Here is a 25296-nt window from a genome sequence, read left to right as displayed (position 1 = left end):
CGCCCGGCGCGGCCGCGGCGGGACGGGCGCCGCGGCCGGAGGTCAGCCGGCCCGCCGCCCGCCGGGGCGACGCCCCGCCGGCCCCGCCGCCGGGGTCTGGCCCGGCGTGGCGGGCGGCGCGGCCGGGTCCGCCGGGGGCGGCACCGGCACGCAGGTGATGACGGCCTCGGCGGCGTAGGAGGTGTCGAACGTCTCCCGGCGCAGCTCCGCACCGGTCTGCAGGTCGCGGAAGATCCGGGTCACGGTCACGTCGAAGCCGGGGACGCCGGACTGGGCGATGCAGTCGCCGTCGTCCGGGCGCTCCAGGACGGCGGGCTGCCGGGAGTTGGTCCGCGGCCCCTCGACGGCCTCGATCTCGTAGCGCCGGGTCCCGTAGAAGGTCACCGTCACCGAGCCGCCACCCCCGGCGCGCGGCTCCCAGGCGGTGTCGACGTAGACACCGGTGTCGGAGTCGTTGCGCCACTGCAGGTCGATCTGGCCCTCGTACACGGTGGCCTCGCGGCCGGCCGGGTAGCGGCTGATGTAGAAGCTGTGCGGCTTGTGGTAGACGTCCTCGAGCCCGGCGAAGAAGACGGCGTTGAACATCGTCGTCGCGAACTGGCTGATGCCGCCGCCGACCGCCGTGGACAGCCGCCCGCCGCTGATGACGTTGGCCGGCACGTAACCCTGGGCGGTGCCCCGCGGGCCGGTGAAGTCGTTGAGGCTGAACGTCTCGCCGGGTAGCACCAGCGCGCCGTCCACCTCCTCGGCGACCACGCGGATGTTGGTACCGCTGGCGCTGCTCTGCGTGGTGGTGGTGAAGCTGCTGATCTCCTCGCGGATGCCCAGCGCCTGCGCCTCCTCGGTGGTGAGGTCGGCCGGCACCGGGCCCAGCTCGGCGGTGACCTGGCGGGGCGCCGGGGCCGGCAGCACCTCGACGACCTGCGCGGCCAGCGCCGCGGGGTCGACGCCGGTGCCGTCGACCGACGGCACGACCTGCACCTCGCCGCCGGAGATCTCGAAGCGGGCGTCCTGGGCCGGCGTGCCGAAGGCGGCGAACCCGTCCTCCATGGCCTCGACCAGCCGGGCGGGGTCGATTCCGACGACGAGCTCGCCGTCGTCCTGCGGGGTGAAGGTCAGGGAGCCGGCGATGGCCTCGACGGGGACCTCGACCGAGGCGCTGCCGTCGGAGCTGGCCACGGTGACCGGCGCCGCCAGGCCCGGGGTGACGACCTCGTCGAGGACGCGCTGCGCCTCGTCGGCGTCGACCCGGAACCCGGCCTCCTCGACCGGCAGCTCGATCGGCTGCGCCGGGTCGCCGCCGGAGGCCAGGGCGGCGGTGACGGCCGCAGCCGCCGCGTCCCGGTCCAGCTCGCGGCCGACCTGCGGCGCGACGACGGACGCCGAGGTGCCGTCGAGCGCGATCGTGGCGTCCACCGGCGGGCGGTCGACCTCCGCGGCGATGGCCTCGACCTGGGCGGCGAGGGCGGTGTCGTCGCCGGAGATCACCGGCTCGACCTCGCGGTCGGTGAAGAAGCTGGTGACCCGCGTCCACGGGTTCAGCGGCTGGCCGGACGCGGCCTCGACCGTGGCGTCGACGTCGAGGGCGATGCCGGCGGCGGCGGGGGACAGCGGCGCGGTGACGTCGTCGGCGACGACGGTGTGGTCGGCGACCACCCGCGGCGCGAGCCGGTCCTCCAGGGTCCGGGCCGCCTCGGCGGGGGACAGTCCGCCGATGTCGATGCCGGACACCACGGTGTTGCGCGGGACGCCGTCGCCGGCCACCACGAGGTCGGCGGCGTACGCGCCGCCCAGGACGACGACCGCGGCGGCGGGAGCGAGGACCGCCGGGCGGCGCCACCAGGCGCGCCGCGCGCCCGGGGGTGGGCCGCCGTCGCCGGGACCGTCGTCACCGGGGCCGTCGTCGCCGGGGCCGTCGTCGCCCGGGCCGTCGTCCCGGGGGCCGTCGGGGGCCGGCGGCACCGGGCCGCCCGGGGTCGGGGGGAGGGCGGCGGTGTCGTCGTCGGCCGGTGCGGCCTGCTGGCCCGGGACCTGGCCGGCGGGGAGGCGGAGGTCGGCCGTCCGGTCCCACTCGGCCGCGGGCGCCGCGACGGAGGCGGCCGCGGGCGGCGGCGCCATCTCGCCGGGGAGCGGGCCGCGGTCGCGCGGGACCGGGCGCGTGTCGTCGGACAGCCCCTGCTCACCGGCCGCGGGACCCGCGGGCACGACGTCGGCGGGCGCCGCGTCGGCGGGCGCCGCGTCAGCGACGGCCGGAGGGGTGGCGGGCGCGGTGTCGACGGGCTTGGTGTCGGCGGGCGCGGTGTCGACGGGCCCGGTGTCGACGGGGACCGGGTCGGCGACGGCCGGAGGGGCGGCCGGGGCGGCGTCGACCGGAGGGGCGTCGGCTCCGGCGGTCGGCTCGGCGGCCGCCGCGGGCGCCCCTGCAGCCGGTGTGCCGGCAGACGGGTCGGCGGGGCTGGCCTCGGTAGGGCCGGGCTCGACCGGGCTGGGCTCGGCCGGGCCGGGCTCGGCGGGGGTGGGGACGGCGTCGCCCGCGCGGGCGGTGTCGTCGGAGATCTCGGGGCGCTGCGGCATGGGGTGTTCCTCGGGTGGCCGTCGACCGGTGCTACCCGGGAACGACGGAGCCGCCGGGCCCTCGTACGCATCACGCGAACGGGGGACACCGGCGGCGGCGTCGGGTGAGGGCTTCATCGCTGTCCGCGACGATAGCGCCTCCTTCGGGTGAGGCCGGGGCTACTCGCCGTCGGTCTCGATGATGTCGGCGGCCATGTCGCGGAGCTTGCCCTCGTACTCGCGGGCGTGGTGCCCGCAGAACACGAGGTCGCTGCCGCTGGGGAGGACGACCCGCACCTTGGCCAGCGCCCCACAGCGGTCGCAGTGGAAGGGGACGACGAGGTCGTCGGCGGGCGTGGTCGTCGTCAGCGTCTGGGTCATCTGGGTCATCACTCGCTCTCTACCGCACGGACCCGCGGCTGCGGATCGGCCTCCTGCACAGCGCCAGGATGGCCTCCCGTGTTCCCGGGCCGGCGGGGCGGCTGCGGGACCCGCCGCGAGGTCGGGTCGGCCGTGGCCGGTGGTGCCGGTGGGTCCAGCAGGGACTCATCACTGGGTCGTGCTGATCTGTCGTCGGTCGTGCTGTCGTGGTTCCGTGCGCCGGGTTGTGGTCCGGCCGTGGGTCCGCTGCTGTCGTGTGCGTCCCCAACGCTACGCCCGATACCCGACAGGTGTGGCCGTACACGGCTCCTCCGGCCCCTGGGGGTGAGATCGTGACCTCCCCGAGATGACCGCGCCGGCCGCCCTGCACCGCGTGCCCGCGGCGGCGGCCCACCGCGGCGTCTTCCCGCTGGTCCCGGCCGCGACGCGACGGCCCGGACCGCCGGCGGGGGACCCCCGGCCGCGCCGTCCACCCCGTCGTCCAACCCCGTGGCAGACGACCCCAATCCGGGCGCCGCCGGCCGGGCGATGTTGTGCAGGACACACCCGCCACGGCGAAGGGGACCTCCCATGACCACGACGACGACCCGCGGCCTGCGCCGGCTGCCCGCCACCGCTCCGCTCGAGGACCTCCTGCAGGTCTACCGCGAGGACGGCGGGGTGATCCTGCAGGGGTTCCTCTCCCCGGAGCAGGTGCGTGCGGTCAACGCCGAGCTCGACCCCCACCTCGAGGGCGTCAAGGCGGGCAACCCCGCGCACGACACCGAGGCGGCGGCGGACTTCCACGGCCGGCAGACCAAGCGGATGAACCGCCTGGTGGTGCGCAGCCGGACCTTCCGCGAGGAGGTCCTGGACCTCGACCTGCTGCACGACCTGTGCCGCGCGGTGTTCGAGGAGGAGTCGGGCTCGTACTGGATGACCACCGCCCAGCTCATCCAGATCGGCCCCGGGAACGCGCCGCAGACGCTGCACCGCGACCTCGAGGACCACCCGCCGTTCGTGGGGATGGGCCAGGCCGGGCCGGAGGTGATGGTCAACTTCATGATCGCGCTCACGGAGTTCACCGACGCCAACGGCGGGACCCGCGTCATCCCGGGCAGCAACACCTGGCCCGACTACACCGACCGCGGCACCCAGGAGATGACGGTCCCCGTCGAGATGGAGGCCGGCGACGCCTTCTTCTTCTCCGGCAAGGTCGTCCACGGCGGCGGCGCCAACCGGACCGCGGACGAGCACCGCCGGGGGATCGCGCTGCCGCTGCAGCCGAGCTACCTGACGCCCGAGGAGCCCTACCTGTTCATCGTGGACCTCGACCTGGTCCGGACGCTGCCCACCCGGGTGCAGTCGATCCTGGGCTTCCGCTCGCAGCAGACGAAGGGCTCGCCGGCCGGGGTCTGGTTCGTCGACAGCGGCCGCGAGCTGGCCGACCACCTCGGTCTCTGACCCGGCCGCGGCGTGGCCGCCAGGAGGGCTCGCGCGTCGCGCGGGCCCTCCTGCGCGGGGAGGAGGACCATGATGGCGGGTCCGCGAGCCGGGACCACGACGCTCCGCGGCCCGACGCCGTCCCCCGAGGGCGCGCCGGGGCGCGGGACCGGCGCGGCGCCGCGGACGACACGGTCGGCGAGGAGGTCCGGATGACGACGGTGCGAGCCGGCGCGGCGCTCGAGGTGAGCGGACCGGTCGACCCTGCGCGGCTGCGTGCCTGGAGTGCCGCCTACGTCGGCAGCGGGATCGCCGACGCAGTCTGGATCCCCGAGCAGCTCACGGCGTTCCGGGGCCGGCTGCGCCGGCGGATGGTGCAGGACATCGCCCTCATCGACGTCGAGTCCGACCCGTTCGGGTCCCGGTGGACCACCGGGACCGCCGCCGCCGAGCACATCGGGGTGTCGGTGAAGACGCGGACGTTCACCGAGCGGGTGGTGCTGGGTGACAACCGGGAGTTCGTCTCGACCACGTCGATGGACGTGTGGGACGCGAGCATCCTGGTGGAGGCCGAGGTGCTGGACCCGATGGCGCAGACGATGCTGCTCGTCCCGAAGTCGGCGCTGCACATGTCGCCGTCCTGCTCGCTGCGGCGCAGCGCGGCCGTGGGTGCCGACGAGCCGACCCTCGCCGTGCTGCGCAGCCTGGTCCTCGCGGTGACGGCCAACGCCGACCGCTTCGACGCGACGTCGGCCGCCGCCGCCCGCGACGCCGTGGTCGACCTCCTGCTGTGCGTCGTGCGCGAGCGGCGGCTGCCGCCGGGCGCCGCCGTCGGCGATGCGATGCGCGTGGCCGTCTGCCGCTGGGTCGAGGAGAACCTGCCGCTGGGGAACCTGACGGCCGAGCAGGCGGCCGAGCACCACGGGATCTCGGTCCGGTCGCTGCACCGGCTGTTCACCGAGTCCGGCGACAGCTTCCGGTCCCTGGTGCGGCGGCGCCGGGTCGCCGGGGCCGGCCGGGACCTGCTGCGGACCGACGACCTGGTGCAGACGATCGCCATGCGCTGGGGCTACTACGACGCCAGCCAGTTCATCAACGAGTTCAAGCGGGCGCACGGCTCGAGTCCGGCCGCCTACCGCGCCGCCCACCGGACGGTGCCGCGCCCGCCCGGCTGACCGGGCGGGGCGTCAGGGCTGGTACGCCGCCGCGGAGAGCCGGGCGACGTCGCCCCGCGTCGTCCGCAGGGACAGCAGCAGGGCGAGGACGGCCCCCGCGGTCGCCATCAGGAAGGCCCCGGTCACGCCCCACCGGCTCTCGATGACCAGGCCGGCCACGGCCGTCCCCACGGCCGCCGCGCCGAAGGTGACCGTGGACAGCCACGTGAACGCCTCGGTGGCGGCCCCGGCGGGGGACAGCTGGCCCATCAGCGCGTTCTGCACGGTCAGCATGGGGGCCAGGGCCGACCCGCCGACGAACAGCACGGCCCCGAGCGCCCAGGTGCTCGAGGCGGCGGCCAGCGGCGCCGTCCCGAGGGCCACGGCCAGCAGGCTCCACACGTACTGCTTCGGCAGGGGCATCCGGAACACGCGGGAGCCGAACCAGAGCCCGCCGAACACCGAGCCGACCGACCACACCGACACCAGGACCCCCGCGGCGCCGGGGGTCCCGGCCTCCGTGGCGAAGGCCGGGATGGCGACCTCCAGCGCGCCGAACCCCGTCATCACCGCGGTGGCGGTCAGCAGCACCCGGGCCACGCCCGGTGCCCCGACCGTCGCGAGCAGGCCGCGCCGCTCGCCGCCCTCGGCCGTCGGCCACGCGCGCATCGGCCGCGACACGGCGATGAGCAGCGAGCCGGCCGTCCCGGCCGCGCCGGCCACCGCCACGGCCAGCACCGGGCTCACCGGCACCGCCAGGACCGCGACCAGCGCCGGCCCCACCACGAAGACGAGCTCGGTCGTCGTGGCGTCCAGCGCGAAGGCGGTCGGGCGCAGCGACACCGGTTCCGTCCGGGCCCAGAGCGCCCGGACCGTGCCGGAGACCAGCGGGGTCGCCGCCCCGGCCGCGGCCGAGGCCGCGACGACGAGCGCGGTGGCGGACCCGGCGCGGACGACGACCACGAGGACGGCGAGCAGCAGCGGGTAGACCAGCGCCTGCGCCAGCAGGACCGGGCGGGGGGAGCGACGGTCGGCCAGCCGGCCGAGGATCGGCGCCATCACGGCCATCGCGATGCCGATCGCCGCCGTGGAGATCCCGCCGACCGCGAACGAGCCGGTCTCCTCCTGCACCATCAGCAGCAGGGCGAGCGGGACCATCGCCGCGGGCAGGCGCCCGACCAGCCCGCCGAGCAGGAGCGCGGGGGCCGAGGGCAGCCGCCAGACGTCGAGGTATGCGCGCACGGTCGGGCTGCTCCTGCCGGGTGAGGACGACGACGTCCCGCACGGTACGGCGCTGGCCTCGCCGTTCCCGGCCAGGGCCCCCGGGCGCGGCGGCGCTCCGCCGCAGGACGCAGCCGACCCCCGGCCCGTGGGACGGGCCGGGGGTCGGCGGGGTCGAGCGGGGTCAGTCCAGGTAGTCGCGCAGGACCTGCGAGCGGCTGGGGTGGCGCAGCTTCGACATGGTCTTGGACTCGATCTGGCGGATCCGCTCACGGGTCACGCCGTAGACCTGGCCGATCTCGTCGAGGGTGCGCGGCTGCCCGTCGGTGAGCCCGAAGCGCAGCCGGACGACGCCGGCCTCCCGCTCCGACAGCGTCTGCAGCACGCTGGTCAGCTGGTCCTGCATCAGCGTGAAGCTCACCGCGTCGACGGCCACGACGGCCTCGGAGTCCTCGATGAAGTCGCCGAGCTGGCTGTCGCCCTCGTCGCCGATCGTCTGGTCGAGGCTGATGGGCTCCCGGGCGTACTGCTGGATCTCCAGCACCTTGTCCGGGGTGATGTCCATCTCCTTGGCCAGCTCCTCCGGGGTCGGCTCGCGGCCGAGGTCCTGGAGCAGCTCGCGCTGGATGCGGCCGAGCTTGTTGATGACCTCGACCATGTGCACCGGGATGCGGATGGTGCGGGCCTGGTCGGCCATGGCGCGGGTGATCGCCTGGCGGATCCACCAGGTGGCGTAGGTGGAGAACTTGTAGCCCTTGGTGTAGTCGAACTTCTCGACCGCACGGATGAGGCCCAGGTTGCCCTCCTGGATGAGGTCCAGGAACGCCATGCCGCGGCCGGTGTAGCGCTTGGCCAGGGAGACCACGAGGCGGAGGTTGGCCTCCAGCAGGTGGTTCTTGGCGCGCTCGCCGTCGCGGACGATCCAGTTGAGGTCGCGGCGCATCTGCGGGGAGAGCTTCTGGCCCTCCTCCTCGACCTGGCGCAGCCGCTCGGCGGCGTAGAGCCCGGCCTCGATGCGCTTGGCGAGGTCGACCTCCTCCTCGGCGTTGAGGAGGGCGACCTTGCCGATCTGCTTGAGGTAGGCCCGGACCGAGTCCGCCGAGGCGGTCATCTCGGCGTCCTTGCGGGCCTGCCGCAGCGCCTCGGACTCCTCCTCGTCGTCCCACTCGAAGTCGCCGCCCTCGGCGGTCTCCCCGGCGGCCGGCTCGGCCTCGGCGACCGCGACGCCGTCGGGGCCGGCGACGACGGTCTCGTCGAGCTTGAGACCCTCCCCGCCGTCGACGACCGCGACCGTGGTGCCGTCGGTGGCGACGGCGGTCAGCACGGCGCCGCCCTCGCCCGCGGTGGGCGAGGAGGCGATGGCGGGCTTGGTGCGGCTGGTCTTGGCGGCGCTCTTCGCCGGGGCCTTCTTGCGGGCCGCGGGGGCGGCCTTGCCGGCGGCCGTCCTCGAGCGGCTGGCGCTGCTCGCGGTGGCGATGTCCGGTGCGGGCGTTTCGGCGGGCACTCAGGGTTCCTTCCCGTGCTGGGTCCCGTTCCCCGGTGAACCGATCGGTCTCCGGGCAGCGGCCTCGATCCGCGTCGGCGAGCGCGAGTGGGGACCCCGACCCTGCGCGGCGTTTGACCGGCGCGCAGCGGGGGGAGGGCTCTCGGCTGGGAGCGACGGGGCGGGGCTCGTCCATTGTAACGACGCTCGGGCCGGCTTCCACCGCCTTCGTCGTGCGGGCCTCGCCCGGAAGGGCGGGTCACCCACCCGGTGGTGCGGGCGGCGGCGGACGCGCAGGTGGGGGACGGGGACGCCGGTCAGCGGCCGATGCCCTCCGCGGCGGCCAGCGCGGCGCCCACGATGCCGGCGTCGTTGAGCAGCTGGGCCGGCACCACCGGGGTCCGGGTGGACAGCAGCGGCACCCACTTGTCGGCCTTCTTGCTCACCCCGCCGCCGACGATGATCAGGTCCGGCCACACGCCGGCCTCCAGCACGTCCAGGTAGCGGTCCACCCGCCGGGCCCAGTCGGGGTAGGAGAGCTCCTCCCGCTCGCGAGCCGAGGCCGACGCGCGCTTCTCGCCGTCCTCCCCGTCGACCTGGATGTGACCGAACTCGGTGTTGGGCACGAGGACGCCGTCGGCGAACAGGGCGCTGCCGATGCCGGTGCCGAAGGTGAGCATCAGCACCACCCCGTCGTGGCCGCGGCCGGCCCCGTAGCGCATCTCGGCGAGGCCGGCGGCGTCGGCGTCGTTCAGCGTCTGCACGGTGCCGGGGATCCGCTTCGCCACGCCTTCGGCCAGGTTCGTGCCCAGCCAGCTCTTGTCCACGTTGGCCGCGGTGTGCGCGACGCCCCGCTTGAGGACGCCGGGGAAGGTGACGCCGATCCGCTCGGACCAGTCGAAGGCCGCGACGATCTCGGCGACCGCCTCACAGACCGGGTCCGGCAGCGAGGGCTGCGGGGTCGGGAGGCGCACCCGCTCGCCGACGAGCTCGCCCCGGTCGAGGTCGACCACGCACCCCTTGATGCCGCTGCCGCCGATGTCCACGCCGAAGCCCCGCACGGGCTCACCCTAGAAGGACCCCCTCGCCCCCCGCCCCTCGCAGGCCCGCGGCGGGCCCCTGCGAGGTGGCCACGGCGTGCAGGAGGATCGGGCCGTGACCGGACCGGACGCCCTGCTCGACCTCGCCGTCGCCACCGCCGCCGAGGCCGCGACGCTGATCGCCCGGGAGCGGGCGGGCGCGGCCGCCCTGGTGGACACCAAGTCCAGCCCCACCGACGTCGTGACCGCGGTCGACCGGGCCGCCGAGGAGCTGATCACCGGGCGGCTGCTCGCGGCCCGCCCCGACGACGGGCTGCTGGGGGAGGAGGGGGCGCAGCGGGCCGGCACCAGCGGCGTGCGGTGGGTGGTCGACCCCGTCGACGGCACCGTGAACCTGCTCTACGGCCTGCCGGCGTTCTCCGTGTCGATCGCCGCCGAGGTCGACGGGCAGGTCGTGGCCGGCGTGGTGCACAACGTGCTCACCGGCGAGCGGTACACGGCCACCGCCGGCGGGGGCGCGCACCTGGCCACCCCGGACGCCCCCGGACCGGTGCGGCTGTCGGCCGGCAGCCCGGCGTCGCTGGAGCAGACGCTCGTCCTCACCGGGTTCGGCTACCGGGTCGAGCAGCGCCGCGCGCAGGGCGCCGTCGTCGCCGAGCTGCTCCCGCAGGTCCGCGACATCCGCCGGCACGGCTCGTCCGCGCTCGACCTGTGCACGGTCGCCGCCGGCCGCGCCGACGCCTACTACGAGGAGGGGCTCAAGCCGTGGGACCACGCGGCGGGCGCGCTCGTGGCCGCCGAGGCGGGCGCGGTGGTCACCGGCCTGCCCGGCCGGGCGTTCGCCGACCCGCTGGCCATCGCCGTGGCCCCGTCGGTCGCCGGGCCGTTCGTCGAGCTGCTGGCCCGGCTGCACGCCTGAGCGCCGGCCGCCCGCGGCACGGGCGGCCGGCTACGCGGCGTCGGGGCCGCAGGCCGCCGCGGCGCTGGACGCCGGGTTGAGGACGGCATCGACCTCGTCGGCCGACGGCAGGCCGGCGTAGTCGGGACCCAGCACGACGTCGACCAGGTCCGTGGCCCGGGTGTCCAGCCAGTCCCCGGCGCCGGGCAGGTAGACCTCCATGTAGGCCGCGGCGTCGGTGCCGGGGTGCCCGTGCCGGATCTCCCCGACGCCGGTCACCTCGCGGTCGGTGGGGTCGTTGTCGACCTCCTCCACCGCGAACCCCCGCGCCTGCAGGTCCGCGGCGACCTGCTGGGCCAGCCCGGGCGTGTCGGTGGCGTTGAAGACGCGCAGGCGCACGGTCGAGGGGTCCAGCTGCGGCGGGGCCTCCGCCGCCGCGTCGCAGGCGGCGTCCCGGCGCTCGTCCTCCTCGGCGGCGTCGCCGAAGACCTTCCACCAGACGCCGACGGCCACGATGGCCAGCACCAACAGGAAGATCAACGGGGGCAGGGGACGACGGCCGCTGCGAGGCCGGACCGCCGGACGGTCGGTCGTCGTGCTCACCGCTGCTCCAGTCCCACGGCGCGGGAGTCTAGGGGCGGGGACGGCGGCTAGATCGCACCGTCGTCCAGCGCGGCGCGTCCCAGCTCGACGCAGGGGCCGATCCGCTCGGCGTACCCGGTCGTGTCCTTGCCGGCCATCGCGCCGGCGGCCGAGCGGGCGACGATGCCGGCCACGATCGCGGCGAACTTGAAGAAGGCGAAGCCCACGTACCAGGACAGGTCCGACAGGTCCAGGCCGCTGCGCTGCGCGTAGCGCTCGGCGACCTCCCGCCGGGTGGGGAAGCCGGGCAGCGCCGTCACCGCGTTCGCCGTCGGCCGGTCCTCGCCGGCCTCGGGCCAGTACAGGAACAGCATCCCGATGTCGGTCAGCGGGTCGCCGAGCGTGGACATCTCCCAGTCCAGGACGGCGCGGATGCGGCCGGGCGTGGCGGGGTCGAGCAGGCAGTTGTCCAGCCGGTAGTCGCCGTGCACGACGCCGGACCGCTGCGTGGCCGGGACGGTCTCGGCGAGGCGGGCGGCCAGCGCGTCCATGTCGGGCCGGTCGCGGTCGCGGGTGGCGTCCCACTGCTTGGTCCAGCGGCGCACCTGGCGTGCGGTGAACCCCTCGGGCCGGCCGAAGTCGGCCAGCCCGACCGCGGCCGGGTCGACGGCGTGCAGGTCGGCGAGCACGTCGACCAGGCCGTCGCCGATGGCGCGCCGCTGGGCCGGCTCGTCGGCGTAGCCCGGCGGCAGGTCCGAGACGACGTGCACGCCGGTGACCTTCTCCATCACGTAGAACGGCGCCCCGAGCACCGCGGTGTCGGTGCACAGGTGCAGCGTGCGCGGCACCGGGACGGCGGTGCCGCCCAGCGCGGAGATCACCCGGTGCTCGCGCTCCATGTCGTGCGCGGTGGCCAGGACGGCGCCCGTGGGCGGTCGCCGGAGGATGACGGCGTCGTCCTCCGTCCCGCCCTCGGGAGTGACTGTGTAGGTCAGGTTGGACATGCCCGCGGCGATGAGGTCCACGGTCACCCGCTGCCAGCGCTGGTCGCCCAGTGCGCTGGCGAGGTACGGCCCGACGACGGCTGGTTCGGCACCCACGGTGGTCGACACCGCCGCAGGGTAACCTCTGGCGCTCCGCGGTCCACCCGGTGCGATCCGGCGCGGACGTGCCGCTCGCGACAGCCGGGCACAAAGCGGGGCCGCTCGGCGTTGGGGGGCCTGCCGGTCCGCTGGCGCCGCGTCCCCGACCGGGCACGGGGCCGGGAACGGACAACGAACCGATCGGTCGCCCCGTGCGGCCGACCAGGACGGCGACGCCCCGCGTCGCCGTCGACAGGCGGGCGACAGCCCGACAGGACCCCGGAGGAGGGGCACACACCAATGGCCACCGACTACGACGCCCCGCGCCGAAACGAGGCGGACGAGCTCGGCGAGGACTCGCTCGAGGAGCTCAAGGCGCGGCGCGCGGAGGCTCAGTCGTCGTCCGTCGACGTCGACGAGACCGACTTCAACGAGAACCTCGAGCTGCCCGGCGCGGACCTCAGCAACGAGGAGCTCACCGTGCGGGTGCTCCCGAAGCAGGAGGACGAGTTCACCTGCTCCCGCTGCTTCCTGGTGCAGCACCGCAGCCGGCTGGCCGCCACCAAGGGCGACCAGCTGTACTGCCGCGACTGCGCCGCCTGAGGCAGGACCCCGCCGCCCGGCCGGCGACGGGGGCCGGGGGCGGGTCCTGACGGAGGGGGAGCGATGACCGAGCACGTCCGCACCGGACCGGCGCGGGACGTGCCGCCGCCGCGCCCGGTGCCGCCGGACGACGCGCCGGCGGCCGAGACCGGGCGCGCCCGGGCCGCCCGGCTGCTGGCCGAGGCCGTCACCGGCCTGCTCGGCACCGCCGGGCCCGACGCGAGCGGCGGACCCGACGCGGCCGGTGGGTCGTCGGCCGCCGGCGGTGCCCGCGCCGCCGGTGGCGTCCTGCGCGAGGTCGTGGCGGCCGTCGCGTCAGCCGTGGGGTCGGGCCTGACCCGCGGCCGGGCGCCGGAGGACGGCACCCGGGACGACGCCGCCCACGGTCCGGCCACCGGGAGCCCCGACGGCGGGCCGGGCCTGCTGGGCGACCTGCTCGCCGCCGCCGTCCCGCGGCTGCCCGTCCGCGACGGCGCCGCGCTGCGGGCGGCCCACCCCGGCCGCGCCGACGAGGAGATCGCCGACGCGCTCGTCGCCCGGGCCGCCCGGCTGACCGCGGCGGTGGGGGCGGGCACCGGCGGGCTGTCGGCGGCGCACTGGTTCGCGCCGCCGTCGATGCTGGCCCTGCCGCTGGAGCTGGCGGCCGAGACGGTCCTCACCGCCGCGGTCGAGGTCGTGCTCCTCGGTGAGCTGCACGAGCTGCACGGCCGCGCCCCGGCCGGGAACGCGCGGGAGCGGGCGGCGGCGTACCTGGCCAGCTGGTCGGCCCAGCGCGCCGTGGAGCGCAGCGGCCAGACCGGGCTGGGCTCGGTGCTCGGTGCCGCGGGCTTCCGCGCCCTGCGCCGCCGGCTGGGCCGCCGGATGGCGCGCGGGGCCCCCGCCGCGGCGCCGTTCCTCATCGGGGCCGCGCTCGGTGCCCGCGGCAATCGGAAGGCGACCGAGACCCTGGCCCGCCGGGTGCGGGCCGACCTCCGCCGGCCCCTGGCGTGAGCGCCGACCCGGCGGGGGCAGCGCCTCCTAGGATCGGCCTCGTGCCGCAGCCGCCCGCCCCGCCCGGTCCCGCCGAGGTGGAGGTCCCGGTGCGGCTGACCGGACCCGGGGCGGTGCCGCCCGCCTACGCCCGGTCCGGCGACGCGGGCGCCGACCTCACCGTCACCGAGGACGTCGAGCTGGCCCCGCTGCAGCGCGCGCTGGTCGGCACGGGCGTGGCGGTGGCGATCCCGGACGGGTACGCCGGTTTCGTGCACCCGCGGTCGGGCCTGGCCCACCGGCTGGGGCTCAGCGTGGTGAACGCGCCCGGCACCATCGACGCCGGCTACCGGGGGGAGATCAAGGTGAACCTCGTGAACCTGGACCCGACGACACCGCTCACGCTCCGCCGCGGCGACCGGGTCGCGCAGCTGGTGGTGCAGCCGGTGGTGCGGGCCCGCTTCGTCCCGGTCGAGGAGCTGCCGGCCAGCGAGCGCGGCGCGGGCGGCCACGGCTCGACCGGTGTCGGCGGGGAGGGCTGAGATGCCGTTCGGACGCCGTCGCAACCGGATCGACCGCAGCCTGCGGGAGAAGGGCGTGCCGCCGGAACCGCAGGTGCGGGTGCGCGAGACCGCCGTCACCACCGGGCCCTTCGACGAGGCGGACGCCCCGCCGGCCGGTCCCGCCATCGACCTGGGGGCGCTGCGGCTGCCGGCCGCCGGCGGCATGGAGCTGCGGGTGGACGTCAACCAGCAGCAGAAGGTGATCGGCGCGACCCTGCGCTACGGGGAGTCGCTGCTGCAGGTCGCGGCGTTCGCGGCGCCCCGCGCCGGCGGGATCTGGGACGACGTCCGCGCCGACCTGGCGCGCAGCGCGTCCGGACAGGGCGGTTCGCTGCGCGAGGTCGAGGGTCCGTTCGGGACCGAGCTCGCCGGGCACGTGCGGGTGGCCCCTCCCGCCGCGGCGGGGCAGCCGGCCCCGGCTCCGGTGCGCCGGGCCACGCGGTTCCTCGGCGTCGACGGCCCGCGCTGGTTCCTCCGCGGGATGATCAGCGGCCCGGCGGCGGAGAGCCCGGAGGCGGCGGCGCCGCTGGAGGACGTCTTCCGCCGGATCGTCGTCGTCCGCGGGACGGCGCCGATGCCGGTGCGCGAGCAGCTGCCGCTGTCCCTGCCCCCGCAGGCCGCCGCCCAGGTCGCGGCGCAGCAGGCAGCCCGCCAGCAGCCGCCCACGCCGCCCCGGGCGTGACCTCGACGGTCGCCTACGGGCCGCACCCCGACCAGTTCCTGGAGCTGACCCTCCCGGCCGGGGACGGGCCGGCCCCGGTGGCCGTGGTGCTGCACGGCGGGTTCTGGCGGGCCGCGTACGGCGTGGACCTGGCCCGGCCGCTGGCCGCGGACCTCGCGGCGGCCGGGTTCGCGGCGGTCGCCGTCGAGTACCGCCGGGTGGGGGCCGGTGGCGGGTGGCCGCGGACCGCCGAGGACGTGGCCGCGGCCCTGGACGCCCTGCCCGGGCTGGGCGAGGCCGCCCGGCTGGACCTCGGCGACGTGACGGTCGTCGGGCACTCGGCCGGCGGTCACCTCGCGGCCTGGGCCGCCGGTCGGGCGCGGCTGCCGGCGGGCGCCCCCGGTGCGGGGCCGCGGGTGCGCGTCGCCGCCGCGGTGCTGCAGGCCGGCGTGCTGGACCTCGCCCGGGCCGACGGGCAGGACCTCGGCGGCGGTGCGGTGCGGGAGCTGCTGGGCGGCCCGCCGACGCCGCAGCTGCTGGCGCTCGCCTCGCCGGTGGCCCTGCTGCCCACCGGCGCGCGGGTGCTGTGCGTGCACGGCACCGGCGACGACGTCGTCCCCGCGGAGCAGAGCGAGCGGTACGCGGACGCCGCGGGGCGGGCCGGGGACGACGTGCTCGTGCGGCTGGTCCCGGGCGACCACATGGGGCTGATCGACCCGGCCGGACCGGCCTGGGCGGTGGTCCGGGAGTGGCTCGGGACACGGCGCACACGCCCCTGAGCCGGAGCTACGCTGGGACGGTGACAGAGACCCGGCCGGCCGGCTGGTTCACCCGGACCCTGCAGCGGCTCACCGCCGACGACCACACCCGCGACGCGGAGCAGCTGCGCGACGACGCGGCCAGCGCCGGCTGCGAGGCCGTGAGCGCGTGCCAGAAGGGGCGGGTCGTCACCGTGACGGGCCGGCTCAAGTCGGTCGTCTACACGCCGCGGGAGACGGTCCCGACGCTGGAGGCGGAGCTGTTCGACGGGTCCGGCTCGGTGACGCTGGTCTGGCTGGGGCGCCGGCGCATCGCCGGCATCGAGCCGGGGCGGACGCTGACCGCGCGCGGGCGCTTCGGCTCCTTCGAGGGCCGCGAGGTCATCTACAACCCGTGGTACGAGCTGGGCGCCGGGTGACGGCTGCGGCCGGGAGCGAGCGTCCCGCGGAGGGGACGCCGGGGGAGGAGCAGCCCGGTCCCGACGGCGACGGCGCCGCCCGGGCGCCAGGCTTCGACCGGCACGTGGTGCTCGACCAGCTCGGCGGCTGGCGGGGCATGCTCGACGCGTCGCTGCCGACGGTGGCGTTCATCGTCGCCAACTCCCTCGCGGGCCTGCGGGTCGGGATCTGGAGCGCCGTCGGCGCGGCGCTGCTGGTCTTCCTCGTCCGGCTGCTGCGCCGGCAGAGCGTGCAGCAGGCGTTCAGCGGGCTGTTCGCGGTCGGGATCGCCGTCGCCATCGCCGCCTACTCCGGCCAGGCGCGCGACTTCTACGTCCTCGGGATCGTCCGGAACGCGGCGATCGGCCTGGTGCTGCTGGGCTCGGTGCTGGTCCGCTGGCCGCTGGTCGGGGTGGTCGCCGAGTTCCTCGCGCCCAGCCACCTGGGCGCGATGGCCGCGCACACGGCGCACCCACCCGGCCTGCGCGGGCGGCTGCACCGGGCGTCGGCGGTGCTGCAGCCCGCCGAGCGGGACCCGGAGACCGGCACGCGGGCGGCGGACCCGGAGGCGGAGTGCCACTGGCGGGACGACCCGCGGCTGGTGCGCGCCTACAACTGGCTGACCGTGCTGTGGGGCGGGGTGTTCCTCCTCCGCGCCGCCGTCACCGGGCCGCTGTACCTCCAGAGCGAGGACGGGGACGCGACCGTGCTCGGCGTCGTCTCGCTCGTGCTCGGCATCCCGGTGACCGTCGTCGAGCTGGGCGTCACGCTGTGGGTGGTCGCCCGCCTGCACCGGCACCGCACGCCCGCCGCGCCGCCGGGCCCCGGGCGCTCCGCCGGCCGGACCGAGCGGCCCGCCGACTAGACCGGGCGGCCCGCCGAGAGCACCTGCTGGAGCTGCTCCTCGACGTCGGCGTGGGCGACGAACAGCAGCTCGTCGCCGGCCTCCAGCGGCTCGTCGGGGCTGGGCGTGATCACCCGGTCGCCGCGCAGCACCGCGGTCAGCACGGTCTCGCGGGGGAGCGGCACCTCGCGCAGCGGGCGGCCGACCCAGGGCGTGTCCTCGGCGAGGGTGATCTCGACGAGGGCGGCCGCGCCCTTGCGGAAGGTCATCAGGCGGACGACGTCGCCGACCGTGACGGCCTCCTCGACCAGCGCCGCGAGCACCCGCGGGGTCGAGACGGCGACGTCGACGCCCCACGCGTCGGTGTAGAGCCACTCGTTGCGCGGGTCCTTGACGCGGGCCACCACGCGGCTGACCGCGAACTCGGTCTTGGCCAGCAGGGACACCACGAGGTTGGCCTTGTCGTCACCGGTGGCCGCCACCACGACGTCGCAGGAGGCGAGCTGGGCCTCCTCCAGGCTGGAGACCTCGCAGGCGTCGGCCTGGACCCACTCGGCGCCGGGGACCGCCCGGGTGCGCACCTTGCGCGGGTCCTTCTCGATGAGCATCACCGCGTGCCCGTTGTGGAGCAGCTCCCCGGCGATCGAGCGGCCGACGGCGCCGGCGCCGACGATGGCGACGCGCATCAGTGCAGCCCTCCCTCGGGCCCGCGCTCGACGACCTCGTGCACGCGGGGGGTGATCGCATCGGTCACGGCGAGCGCGAGCTGGTCGCCGTCCTGCAGCACGGTGGTGGAGGTGGCCAGCTGCGCCTCCCCGAACCGGTTGAGCCAGGCGGCGCGGGCGCCGGTGGCCTGCTCGAGCTCGGCGAGCTTGTGGCCCACCCACCGGTCGCTCACGGCGACCCGCAGCATCAGCACCTGCCCGGTGGGCTCGCGCCACAGCTCGTTGACCTTCACCGACAGCAGCTCGCGCAGCAGGCGGTTCACCGTCCACGGCACGGTGGCGACGCTCGGGATGCCCATCCGCTCGTAGACCTCGGCCCGCTTGGAGTCGTAGATCCGCGCGACGACGTGCTGGACGCCGAAGGTCTCGCGGGCCACGCGGGCGGCGATGATGTTGGAGTTGTCGCCGCTGCTGACCGCGGCGAACGCGCCGGCGGAGTCGATGCCCGCGTCGAGCAGCGTCTGGCGGTCGAAGCCCAGCCCGGTCACCTGCCGGCCGGCGAAGTCCGGCCCGAGCCGGCGGAACGCCTCCGGGTCCTGGTCGATGACCGCGACGCTGTGGCCGACGTCCTCCAGCCGCCGCGCGATGGCCGAGCCGACGCGGCCGCAGCCCATGACGACCACGTGCACGTGCCGCTCCTCGGTCCCCCGGCGGGGGGTTCGGTGTCCGCGTGCGCGCGACGTCCGCTGCGCACCCGGCGCGAAGCTACACCCGCGACGGGCCCCGGGGAGCCGCGCCGGGGAGAGGTCCCTCTCACGGGGCGGCGCGCCCCCGCGGCGGGGCCCGGCGTCCGTACCATCGCCGCCGTGCCAAGCCTGTCCGACCTCGGACAACTCCCGAAACGGCTCGTCCTGGGGCGTCCGGTCCGCAGCGACCGCGCCGGCGAGTCGCTGCTCCCGAAGCACCTGGCCCTGCCGATCTTCGCCAGCGACCCGCTCTCCTCCGTGGCCTACGCCACGCAGGAGGTGTTCATCGTCCTGACCCTCGCCGGGACGGCGTTCCTGTTCCTCGCGCCGTGGCTGGCCGTGGGCGTCGTCGTCCTGCTGGCGACCGTCGTGCTGTCCTACCGGCAGGTGGTGCGCGCCTACCCGTCGGGCGGCGGCGACTACGAGGTCGCGATGAAGAACCACGGGCAGTTCGCCGGGCTGACCGTGGCCAGCGCGCTGCTGGTGGACTACGTGCTCACCGTCGCCGTGTCGGTGTCCTCGGGCACGGACAACATCATCTCGGCCTTCCCGTCGCTCGACGAGCACCGGCTGGCCATCGCGCTGACCCTCGTCGCCGTCCTCGCCGCGGCGAACCTGCGCGGGGTCCGCGAGTCGGGCAAGGCCTTCGCCGTCCCGACGTACCTGTTCGTCGCCGGCATCATGGTCATGATCGTGACCGGGCTGGTCCGGGACCTGTTCACCGACGACCCGGTCATCGCGGAGAGCGCAGACTGGAGCATCACCCCGGAGCCGGGGTACGAGAACGTCGCCGGGCTGGCGCTGGTCTTCTTCGCGCTGCGGGCGTTCGCCTCCGGCTGCACCGCGCTGACCGGGGTGGAGGCGATCGCCAACGGCGTCCCCGCGTTCCAGCCGCCGAAGAGCCGGAACGCGGCGACCACGCTGGCCCTGATGGGCGGCATCGCCGCGCTGATGTTCTCCGGGGTGACGGCGCTGGCCCTGCTGGCCGACGTCAGGTACGCCGAGAACGCCTGCGACCTCGAGGGCTTCACCGACTGCGCCACCGAGCCGCAGCGCACCGTCATCGCGCAGCTGGCGGCGGCCACCTTCGGCGGCGACACCTCCGTCGGCTTCTTCTACGTGCAGGCCTTCACCGCGCTGGTCCTCGTGCTGGCGGCCAACACCGCCTTCAACGGCTTCCCGCTGCTGGGCTCGGTCCTCGCCCAGGACCGGTTCATGCCGCGGCAGCTGCACACCCGCGGCGACAAGCTGGTCTACAGCAACGGCATCCTGCTGCTCGCCGGGTTCGCGGCGCTGCTCATCGTGGCGTTCGACGCCGACCCCAACCGGCTGATCCAGATGTACATCGTGGGCGTCTTCACCAGCTTCAGCATCGGCCAGTGGGGCATGGTGCGGCACTGGAACCGGGAGCTGCGGACCGAGACCGACGCCCTGGCCCGCCGCCGGATCCGCCGCTCGCAGACGATCAACACCGTCGGCGGCACGCTGACCAGCGTCGTCCTGGTGATCATCGTGATCACCAAGTTCTCCCGCGGGGCGTGGCTGGTCCTGCTGATCATGCCGGTGCTGTTCGTGCTGATGCGGGCGATCAACCGGCACTACTCGCACGTGGCCGAGCAGCTCGTCCCCGACACCGACGCGCGCACGCTGCCGAGCAAGGTGCACGCGATCGTGCTGGTGTCGAAGGTGCACAAGCCGACGCTGCGCGCCCTGGCCTTCGCCCGCGCCACCCGGCCGGACGCGCTCACCGCGCTGACGGTGAACGTCGACGACGGCGAGATGCGCGGCCTGCAGGCGGACTGGGAGCGCTACGACATCCCCGTGCCGCTGACGGTGCTGGAGTCCCCCTACCGGGAGATCACCCGCCCGGTCCTCGACTACGTGAAGAAGATCCGCCGGGCCAGCCCGCGCGAGCTGGTCGTGGTCTTCGTGCCGCAGTACGTCGTCGGGCACTGGTGGGAGAACGTGCTGCACAACCAGAGCGCGCTGCGGCTGCGGGCCCGCCTGCAGTTCCAGCCGGGCGTCATGATCACCACCGTGCCCTGGCAGCTGGAGAGCTCGGTCGGGCGCGACGAGGACTCCCGGCGCGGCGGCCCCGCCCCCGGTGACCTGCGCCGGGGCATCACCGACGACGCGGACGCCACCCCCTATGGCTGACCGCCGGCGGGCGTCGTCCCGCACCCCGCGGCCGCCGCGGGCCGACCGCGGACTCGGCTGGGCCGGCCGCCGGTTCGAGGTCGAGGTCGGCCCGGTCGCGCACGGCGGACACTGCGTCGCCCGGCACGAGGGGCGCGTCGTGTTCGTCCGGCACGCGCTGCCGGGGGAGCGGGTCGTCGTCGAGGTCACCGAGGACCGCCAGCCCGGCTACTGCCGCGCCGACGCGGTCGAGGTGCTCCAGCCCTCGGCGCACCGCGTGGAGCGCCCGTGCCCGCACAGCGGTCCCGGCCGCTGCGGCGGCTGCGACTGGCAGCACGTCGACCCCGCCGAGCAGCGCCGGCTCAAGGCGGCGGTCGTGCGCGAACAGCTGTCCCGGCTCGCCGGGCTCGGCGAGGACCCCGCGGTCGCGGGCCTGGCGGTGGAGGAGCTCCCCGGCGGTCCGCTGCGCTGGCGGTCCCGGGCGCGGTTCGCCGTCGACCGCAGCGGGACGCCGGGGCTGCGCCGGCACCGCTCGCACGACGTGCACCCGCTGCCGGACTGCCCGATCACCCTGGAGCCGGCCGCCGCCGCGGTCCTGCAGCGGCGCTGGCCGGGGGCCGGGGCGGTCGACGTCGCCGTCGACTCGGCCGGCGCGGTCACGACCACCCGGCTGGACCGCCGCGGCACCCCGACGTCCACCCGGGTGCAGCGCCCGGGGGGAGAGCTGCCCGAGGAGCCGGCGGCGCGGGCCGCCCGCGCGGCCGGTGGCCGCGACTGGGAGGTGGAGGGGACCGGCTTCTGGCAGGTGCACCCCGCCGCCGCCGACGCGCTGGTCGCCGCCGTCGCCGGCTACGCCGGCGTGCGGCCGGGGGACACCGTCCTGGACCTCTACGCCGGCGCGGGGCTGTTCGGCGGCGCGCTGGCGCCCGCCGCCGGCGCGGAGGGGCGGGTGGTGTGCGTCGAGGCCGACGCCGGCGCCTGCGCCGCCGCCGAGGCCAACCTCGCCGGCCTGCCGCAGGCCGAGGTCTGGCAGGGGGAGGTGGACGCCGCGGGGCTGGCCGAGCTGCTCACCGAGCTCGGGGACCGGCCGTCGGTGGTCGTGCTGGACCCGCCGCGGGCCGGCGCGGGGGGCGCGGTGAGCCGGGTGCTGGCCGGCTCCGGGGCGCGGGCGGTCGTGTACGTGGCGTGCGACCCCGCCGCCCTCGCCCGCGACGTCGCCGCCTTCGCCGCGGCCGGCTGGCGGCTGGCCGGGCTGCGCGCGTTCGACGCCTTCCCGATGACGGCCCACGTGGAGTGCGTGGCGCTGCTGGAGCCCGCCGCCTGACCCGGGTGGTGGGCCGGTCCGGCCGGGCCCCGGCTACGGTCGAGGGGTGACCACCTGGGAGTACGCCTCGGTCATCACGGCCAACGACGCGGAGTCGCAGCGCGCAGGGGTGAGCGTGAAGCTCCCCGGCGGAGCCCTCGAACGGCAGGCGGGCGACACGAGCTCGGTCCTCAACCGCCTGGGCGGCGAGGGGTGGGAGCTGGTCAGCTACCACTCCAGCGGTGCCGGCACCTGGGGCTTCGAGCAGTTCTGGCTCAAGCGGCCCGTGGCCTCCTAGGCCCCCACGCCGGGTCGAACGCCTGTTCGACCCGGTGGCACACTGGTGCGGTGGACGCGACCCCGCCCGGCTGGCCGGAGGCTGTGCGCCCGCCCGGCGCCCCGGACTGGGAGCGGACGGCGGTCGCGTGGCTGTTCGATCTCGTGCCGCCCGACTACCGCGCGCACGAGGTGCTGCGCCGGTACCCCGTGCTGCTCGCCCGCTTCGCCCGCGACCACGTCGCCGCGGGCCTGGAGGCGGCGCGGGCCGGCTGGCGCACGGTGCGGGTCGAGCTCGCCGACCACCTGCCGGCCGACGCCATGGCCGCGGCGATGACCGCCTACGAGCGGGAGGGTGCCCGGTTGGCGGCCGCGGCCCGCGGCGTGGAGGTCGTGGCCGGCGCGCTGCGCGGGGAGCGGTGGGTACCGCGGCTGTAGCGAGTGCGCGCCCGGGCGACGGTGAGCCGCACCGCCGGTGCGCCGGGCGCCGCCCGGCGGGAGAGAGCAGTGCCTCCTGCGCTCACCCGGAGGGAGGAGCCGTTCGCGGATACAGTGGGTGCCCCGGCGGCGTCCCGCGTTGCCCGGTCCCTGCCGCCGACAGAGAGGACGCTGACCACCTCGTGTCGCTCCTGCGCTCCCTCCGCGGTCCCGAGGACCTGCGGGCCCTGCCCGCCGACCAGCTCCCGCCGCTGGCCGCGGAGATCCGCGACGCCCTGGTGAGCAGCGTCGCCCGCACCGGCGGGCACCTGGGGCCCAACCTCGGCACCGTCGAGCTGACCATCGCCCTGCACCGGGTCTTCGACTCCCCGCGCGAGCCGATCGTCTTCGACACCGGCCACCAGTCCTACGTGCACAAGATGCTCACCGGCCGCGTCGATGGCTTCGACCGGCTGCGCCAGCGGGGTGGCCTGTCCGGCTACCCCAGCCGGGCCGAGAGCGAGCACGACTGGGTGGAGAACAGCCACGCCTCCACCGCGCTGTCCTACGCCGACGGGCTCGCCAAGGCCTTCGCCGTGCGCGGGGACTCCCGCCCGGTCGTCGCCGTGGTGGGCGACGGCGCCCTCACCGGCGGCATGTCCTGGGAGGCGCTGAACAACATCGCCGCGGCCCGCGAGCGGCCGGTGGTCATCGTCGTCAACGACAACGGCCGCTCCTACTCGCCGACGATCGGCGGGGTCGCCGACGCCCTCGCCACGCTGCGGCTGCGCCCCGGCTACGAGCAGGCGCTGCTGCAGGTGCGCCAGGCGCTGCAGCGGGCGCCCGTGCTGGGCACGGCGCTGTACGACGCGCTGCACGCCATCAAGAAGGGCCTCAAGGACGTCCTGTCCCCGCAGGGCATGTTCGAGGACCTGGGCCTGAAGTACCTGGGGCCGGTCGACGGGCACGACGTCGAGGTGCTGGAGTCCGCCCTGCGTCGCGCCCGCGCCTTCGGCGGCCCGGTGATCGTGCACGCCGTCACCACCAAGGGCTTCGGGTACGCGCCCGCCGAGACCGACGAGGTCGACGCCTGGCACGCCACCGGGGTGTTCGACCCCGACAGCGGTGCCGCCGTCCGCAGGACCGGCCTGGCCTGGACCGACGCCTTCGCCGACGAACTGGTGCGCATCGGTGCGCAGCGGCCCGACGTCGTCGCGGTCACCGCGGCGATGCTGCACCCGACCGGGCTCGCGCCGTTCGCCGAGCGCTTCCCCGAGCGCACCTTCGACGTGGGCATCGCCGAGCAGCACGCGATGACGTCGGCGGCGGGCATGGCGATGGCCGGCCTGCACCCGGTGGTCGCCGTCTACTCGACGTTCCTCAACCGCGCCTTCGACCAGCTGCTCATGGACGTCGCGCTGCACGGCCAGCCGGTCACCGTCGTCCTCGACCGCGCCGGCGTGACCGGCGACGACGGCGCCTCGCACAACGGCATGTGGGACATGTCGATCCTGTCCGTGGTGCCCGGCCTGCGGCTGGCGGCCCCGCGCGACGAGCCCACCCTGCGCGAGGCGGTGCGGGAGGCGGTGGCGGTGACCGACGGGCCGACCGTCGTCCGCTTCCCCAAGGGCGTGCTGCCCCCGGACCTGCCGGCGCTGGAGCGCCGCGGGCCGGTCGACGTGCTGCGCCGCGGCGAGCGGCGCGACGTGCTGCTGGTCGCCGTCGGGTCCATGGTGCCGATGTGCCTGGCCGTGGCCGAGCGGGCCGCCGACCAGGGGGTCGACGTCACGGTGGTCGACCCGCGCTGGGTGCTGCCGGTCTCCGCGGAGCTCCTCGCGCTCGCCGCCGAGCACCGGCTGGTCGTCACCGTCGAGGACGGCGGGCGGGCCGGTGGCGTCGGCACGACCCTCAGCCAGGCGCTGCAGGACCGCGAGTGCGACGTCCCCGTCCGCACCCTCGGCCTGCCGCAGGCGTTCTTCGACCACGGCAGCCGCGGCCAGGTGCTGGCCGACGCGGGGCTGACCGAGCAGGACGTCGCCCGCCGGGTCGTGGAGTGGACGGCGGTGCTGGCCGACCGCGCGGAGAGCCGGCTCGCCGCGCCGGTGGACGGGGCGCAGCAGTGACCGGCCCCGCGGGGGAGTGGGTGATCGCCGAGATCCAGGTGGCGCCCTCGCCGCCCGGCACCGACGACGACCCGCACGCCCACGTCGAGGCGGCGATCGAGGTCATCGTCGGCTCCGGGCTGCGCTACGAGGTGGGCGCCCTCGGCACGACCCTCGAGGGCGAGGCGGACGCCGTCTGGGACACGCTGCGGGCCGCGCACGAGGCGATGATGCTGGCCGGTGCCCGCGGCGGGCTCTCCCACGTGAAGATCGCCTCGGTGCAGCGCGACATGGACAGCCTCACCCGCCGGTTCCGCTGACGCCGCCGCCCGGCGGTGTGCCGGGAGTGCGCAGGGCGCCGAGCATGGTGCGCAGGGTCCGCCAGGCCGGCTCGGCCGACGGGACGGGGGAGTCGGCGATCCACAGGGCCGCCTCGTTCATCGCGCCGGACAGCAGTGCGGCGGCGGCGGCGGGATCGGTGTCGCCCAGGGCGCCCGCCGCGCTCAGGTCGGACAGCGACTCCTCGAGCAGGCGGCCGGAGTGGGCGGCGTCCTCCGCGCGCCACTCCGCCCACCCCAGGGCGGCAGGGGCGTCGACGAGGAGCACCTGACGGACGCCGGGCGCGGCGCTGGCGTGGAGGAAGGCCCGGCAGCCCTCCTCCAGGCCGCGCCAGGGGTCTGCCTCGGCATCCGCGGCCGATTCGACGGCGGCGGCGACGGCGGCCTGCGCGCGGGTGACGACGGCCCGGAAGAGGCCGGCCTTGTCGCCGTAGTGGTGGTAGACCGCCCCGCGGGTGACCCCGGCTGCGGCGGCGACCGCCTCGACGCCCACGGCGGCGTACCCGGAGCGCCCGAACAGCTCCGCGGCGACCTCGAGGACGCGGGCGGCCGTCGCCTCGCTCTCCGCCTTCGATCTCCGGGGCACGGCGTCTCCTTGTTTACGGACACGGTGTCGGTATAACGTCCCGACCGGATACCGACACACTGTACGTAAGGAGTA

Annotated in this window: 26 protein-coding genes; 16 read left to right on the top strand and 10 right to left on the bottom strand. The window is 76.3% G+C overall.

Annotated features, from left to right (window positions below):
• Window positions 1-42: 42 nt before the first annotated feature.
• Entirely contained in the window at window positions 43-2574 is a 2532-nt protein-coding gene (locus tag ACI781_RS05405; protein WP_456565048.1) for a VanW family protein, read from the bottom strand.
• Between the two features lie 159 nt (window positions 2575-2733).
• Window positions 2734-2943 carry a DUF7455 domain-containing protein gene (locus ACI781_RS05400; RefSeq protein ID WP_211435403.1) on the bottom strand — a complete coding sequence of 70 codons (210 nt, stop codon included), beginning with the start codon at window positions 2941-2943 and terminating at the stop codon, window positions 2734-2736.
• Window positions 2944-3504: 561 nt separating this feature from the next.
• Here ACI781_RS05400 and ACI781_RS05395 point away from each other — a divergent pair.
• Together ACI781_RS05395 and ACI781_RS05390 are read left to right on the top strand one after the other, a co-directional pair.
• Entirely contained in the window at window positions 3505-4377 is an 873-nt protein-coding gene (locus tag ACI781_RS05395) for a phytanoyl-CoA dioxygenase family protein (RefSeq protein ID WP_456565047.1), read from the top strand.
• Window positions 4378-4568: 191 nt separating this feature from the next.
• Window positions 4569-5531 carry a helix-turn-helix transcriptional regulator gene (locus tag ACI781_RS05390; protein ID WP_456565046.1) on the top strand — a complete coding sequence of 321 codons (963 nt, stop codon included), beginning with the start codon at window positions 4569-4571 and terminating at the stop codon, window positions 5529-5531.
• Between the two features lie 12 nt (window positions 5532-5543).
• On the opposite strand, the gene ACI781_RS05385 is transcribed toward ACI781_RS05390, so the two are convergent.
• From ACI781_RS05385 to ppgK, 3 genes are all read right to left on the bottom strand, one after another.
• Complete coding sequence (locus ACI781_RS05385) at window positions 5544-6752, bottom strand: MFS transporter (protein ID WP_456565045.1); 1209 nt, start codon at window positions 6750-6752, stop codon at window positions 5544-5546.
• A 163-nt stretch (window positions 6753-6915) separates the two neighbouring features.
• Window positions 6916-8235, bottom strand: a complete 1320-nt coding sequence (locus ACI781_RS05380) for an RNA polymerase sigma factor (protein ID WP_456565044.1) — start codon at window positions 8233-8235, stop codon at window positions 6916-6918.
• Window positions 8236-8531: 296 nt separating this feature from the next.
• Window positions 8532-9275: a polyphosphate--glucose phosphotransferase gene (gene ppgK / locus ACI781_RS05375; RefSeq protein WP_456565043.1), complete on the bottom strand. Its 744-nt coding sequence runs from the start codon at window positions 9273-9275 to the stop codon at window positions 8532-8534.
• A gap of 94 nt (window positions 9276-9369) precedes the next feature.
• Between ppgK and ACI781_RS05370 the strand changes: the two genes are divergently transcribed.
• Window positions 9370-10173, top strand: coding sequence for an inositol monophosphatase family protein (locus ACI781_RS05370; RefSeq protein WP_456565042.1), 804 nt, complete (start codon window positions 9370-9372; stop codon window positions 10171-10173).
• Window positions 10174-10203: 30 nt separating this feature from the next.
• On the opposite strand, the gene ACI781_RS05365 is transcribed toward ACI781_RS05370, so the two are convergent.
• Complete coding sequence (locus ACI781_RS05365) at window positions 10204-10692, bottom strand: LytR C-terminal domain-containing protein (protein ID WP_456565041.1); 489 nt, start codon at window positions 10690-10692, stop codon at window positions 10204-10206.
• A gap of 110 nt (window positions 10693-10802) precedes the next feature.
• A complete protein-coding gene (locus ACI781_RS05360; RefSeq protein ID WP_456565040.1) occupies window positions 10803-11846 on the bottom strand; it encodes a phosphotransferase family protein in 1044 nt (347 codons plus the stop codon).
• A gap of 270 nt (window positions 11847-12116) precedes the next feature.
• Between ACI781_RS05360 and ACI781_RS05355 the strand changes: the two genes are divergently transcribed.
• From ACI781_RS05355 to ACI781_RS05325, 7 genes are all read left to right on the top strand, one after another.
• Window positions 12117-12419 (top strand): DUF4193 domain-containing protein, encoded by a 303-nt coding sequence (locus tag ACI781_RS05355; RefSeq protein WP_089306675.1) that lies wholly within the window; start codon window positions 12117-12119, stop codon window positions 12417-12419.
• A 63-nt stretch (window positions 12420-12482) separates the two neighbouring features.
• Window positions 12483-13409: a hypothetical protein gene (locus tag ACI781_RS05350; RefSeq protein ID WP_456565039.1), complete on the top strand. Its 927-nt coding sequence runs from the start codon at window positions 12483-12485 to the stop codon at window positions 13407-13409.
• A gap of 41 nt (window positions 13410-13450) precedes the next feature.
• Window positions 13451-13930, top strand: coding sequence for a dUTP diphosphatase (gene dut / locus ACI781_RS05345; protein ID WP_456565038.1), 480 nt, complete (start codon window positions 13451-13453; stop codon window positions 13928-13930).
• 1 nt (window position 13931) lies between these two features.
• Window positions 13932-14633, top strand: coding sequence for a DUF3710 domain-containing protein (locus ACI781_RS05340; RefSeq protein ID WP_456565037.1), 702 nt, complete (start codon window positions 13932-13934; stop codon window positions 14631-14633).
• Window positions 14630-15391, top strand: coding sequence for an alpha/beta hydrolase family protein (locus tag ACI781_RS05335; protein ID WP_456565036.1), 762 nt, complete (start codon window positions 14630-14632; stop codon window positions 15389-15391). The genes ACI781_RS05340 and ACI781_RS05335 overlap by 4 nt, the downstream gene beginning before the upstream one ends.
• A 20-nt stretch (window positions 15392-15411) precedes the next feature.
• Window positions 15412-15789 (top strand): OB-fold nucleic acid binding domain-containing protein, encoded by a 378-nt coding sequence (locus ACI781_RS05330; protein ID WP_456565035.1) that lies wholly within the window; start codon window positions 15412-15414, stop codon window positions 15787-15789.
• On the top strand, window positions 15786-16673 hold the full coding sequence (locus ACI781_RS05325; RefSeq protein WP_456565034.1) for a DUF3159 domain-containing protein: 888 nt from the start codon (window positions 15786-15788) through the stop codon (window positions 16671-16673). The genes ACI781_RS05330 and ACI781_RS05325 overlap by 4 nt, the downstream gene beginning before the upstream one ends.
• Here the strand turns inward: ACI781_RS05325 and ACI781_RS05320 are convergent.
• Window positions 16670-17338, bottom strand: a complete 669-nt coding sequence (locus tag ACI781_RS05320; protein ID WP_456565033.1) for a potassium channel family protein — start codon at window positions 17336-17338, stop codon at window positions 16670-16672. The genes ACI781_RS05325 and ACI781_RS05320 overlap by 4 nt on opposite strands.
• Window positions 17338-18006, bottom strand: coding sequence for a potassium channel family protein (locus ACI781_RS05315; RefSeq protein ID WP_456565032.1), 669 nt, complete (start codon window positions 18004-18006; stop codon window positions 17338-17340). The genes ACI781_RS05320 and ACI781_RS05315 overlap by 1 nt, the downstream gene beginning before the upstream one ends.
• 177 nt (window positions 18007-18183) lie before the next feature.
• Between ACI781_RS05315 and ACI781_RS05310 the strand changes: the two genes are divergently transcribed.
• From ACI781_RS05310 to ACI781_RS05285, 6 genes are all read left to right on the top strand, one after another.
• Window positions 18184-20220, top strand: coding sequence for an APC family permease (locus tag ACI781_RS05310; RefSeq protein ID WP_456565031.1), 2037 nt, complete (start codon window positions 18184-18186; stop codon window positions 20218-20220).
• Complete coding sequence (locus tag ACI781_RS05305; protein ID WP_456565030.1) at window positions 20213-21523, top strand: class I SAM-dependent RNA methyltransferase; 1311 nt, start codon at window positions 20213-20215, stop codon at window positions 21521-21523. The genes ACI781_RS05310 and ACI781_RS05305 overlap by 8 nt, the downstream gene beginning before the upstream one ends.
• 46 nt (window positions 21524-21569) lie before the next feature.
• Window positions 21570-21800, top strand: coding sequence for a DUF4177 domain-containing protein (locus tag ACI781_RS05300; RefSeq protein WP_456565029.1), 231 nt, complete (start codon window positions 21570-21572; stop codon window positions 21798-21800).
• 50 nt (window positions 21801-21850) lie between these two features.
• Window positions 21851-22216, top strand: coding sequence for a hypothetical protein (locus ACI781_RS05295; RefSeq protein ID WP_456565028.1), 366 nt, complete (start codon window positions 21851-21853; stop codon window positions 22214-22216).
• A gap of 182 nt (window positions 22217-22398) precedes the next feature.
• Window positions 22399-24318 (top strand): 1-deoxy-D-xylulose-5-phosphate synthase, encoded by a 1920-nt coding sequence (gene dxs, locus ACI781_RS05290; RefSeq protein WP_456565027.1) that lies wholly within the window; start codon window positions 22399-22401, stop codon window positions 24316-24318.
• The gene (locus ACI781_RS05285; protein WP_456565026.1) at window positions 24315-24617 is read left to right on the top strand and encodes a thiamine-binding protein; all 303 of its coding nucleotides are present in this window, start codon (window positions 24315-24317) and stop codon (window positions 24615-24617) included. The genes dxs and ACI781_RS05285 overlap by 4 nt, the downstream gene beginning before the upstream one ends.
• On the opposite strand, the gene ACI781_RS05280 is transcribed toward ACI781_RS05285, so the two are convergent.
• The gene (locus ACI781_RS05280) at window positions 24598-25221 is read right to left on the bottom strand and encodes a TetR/AcrR family transcriptional regulator (protein WP_456565025.1); all 624 of its coding nucleotides are present in this window, start codon (window positions 25219-25221) and stop codon (window positions 24598-24600) included. The two genes, ACI781_RS05285 and ACI781_RS05280, sit on opposite strands and share 20 nt — an antisense overlap.
• Between the last annotated feature and the right edge of the window lie 75 nt (window positions 25222-25296).

The organism is Blastococcus sp. SYSU D00695 (genome assembly GCF_054050555.1).
Note: the sequence above shows the minus strand (reverse complement) of the source record. Positions and strands in the feature narration are given on the sequence as shown.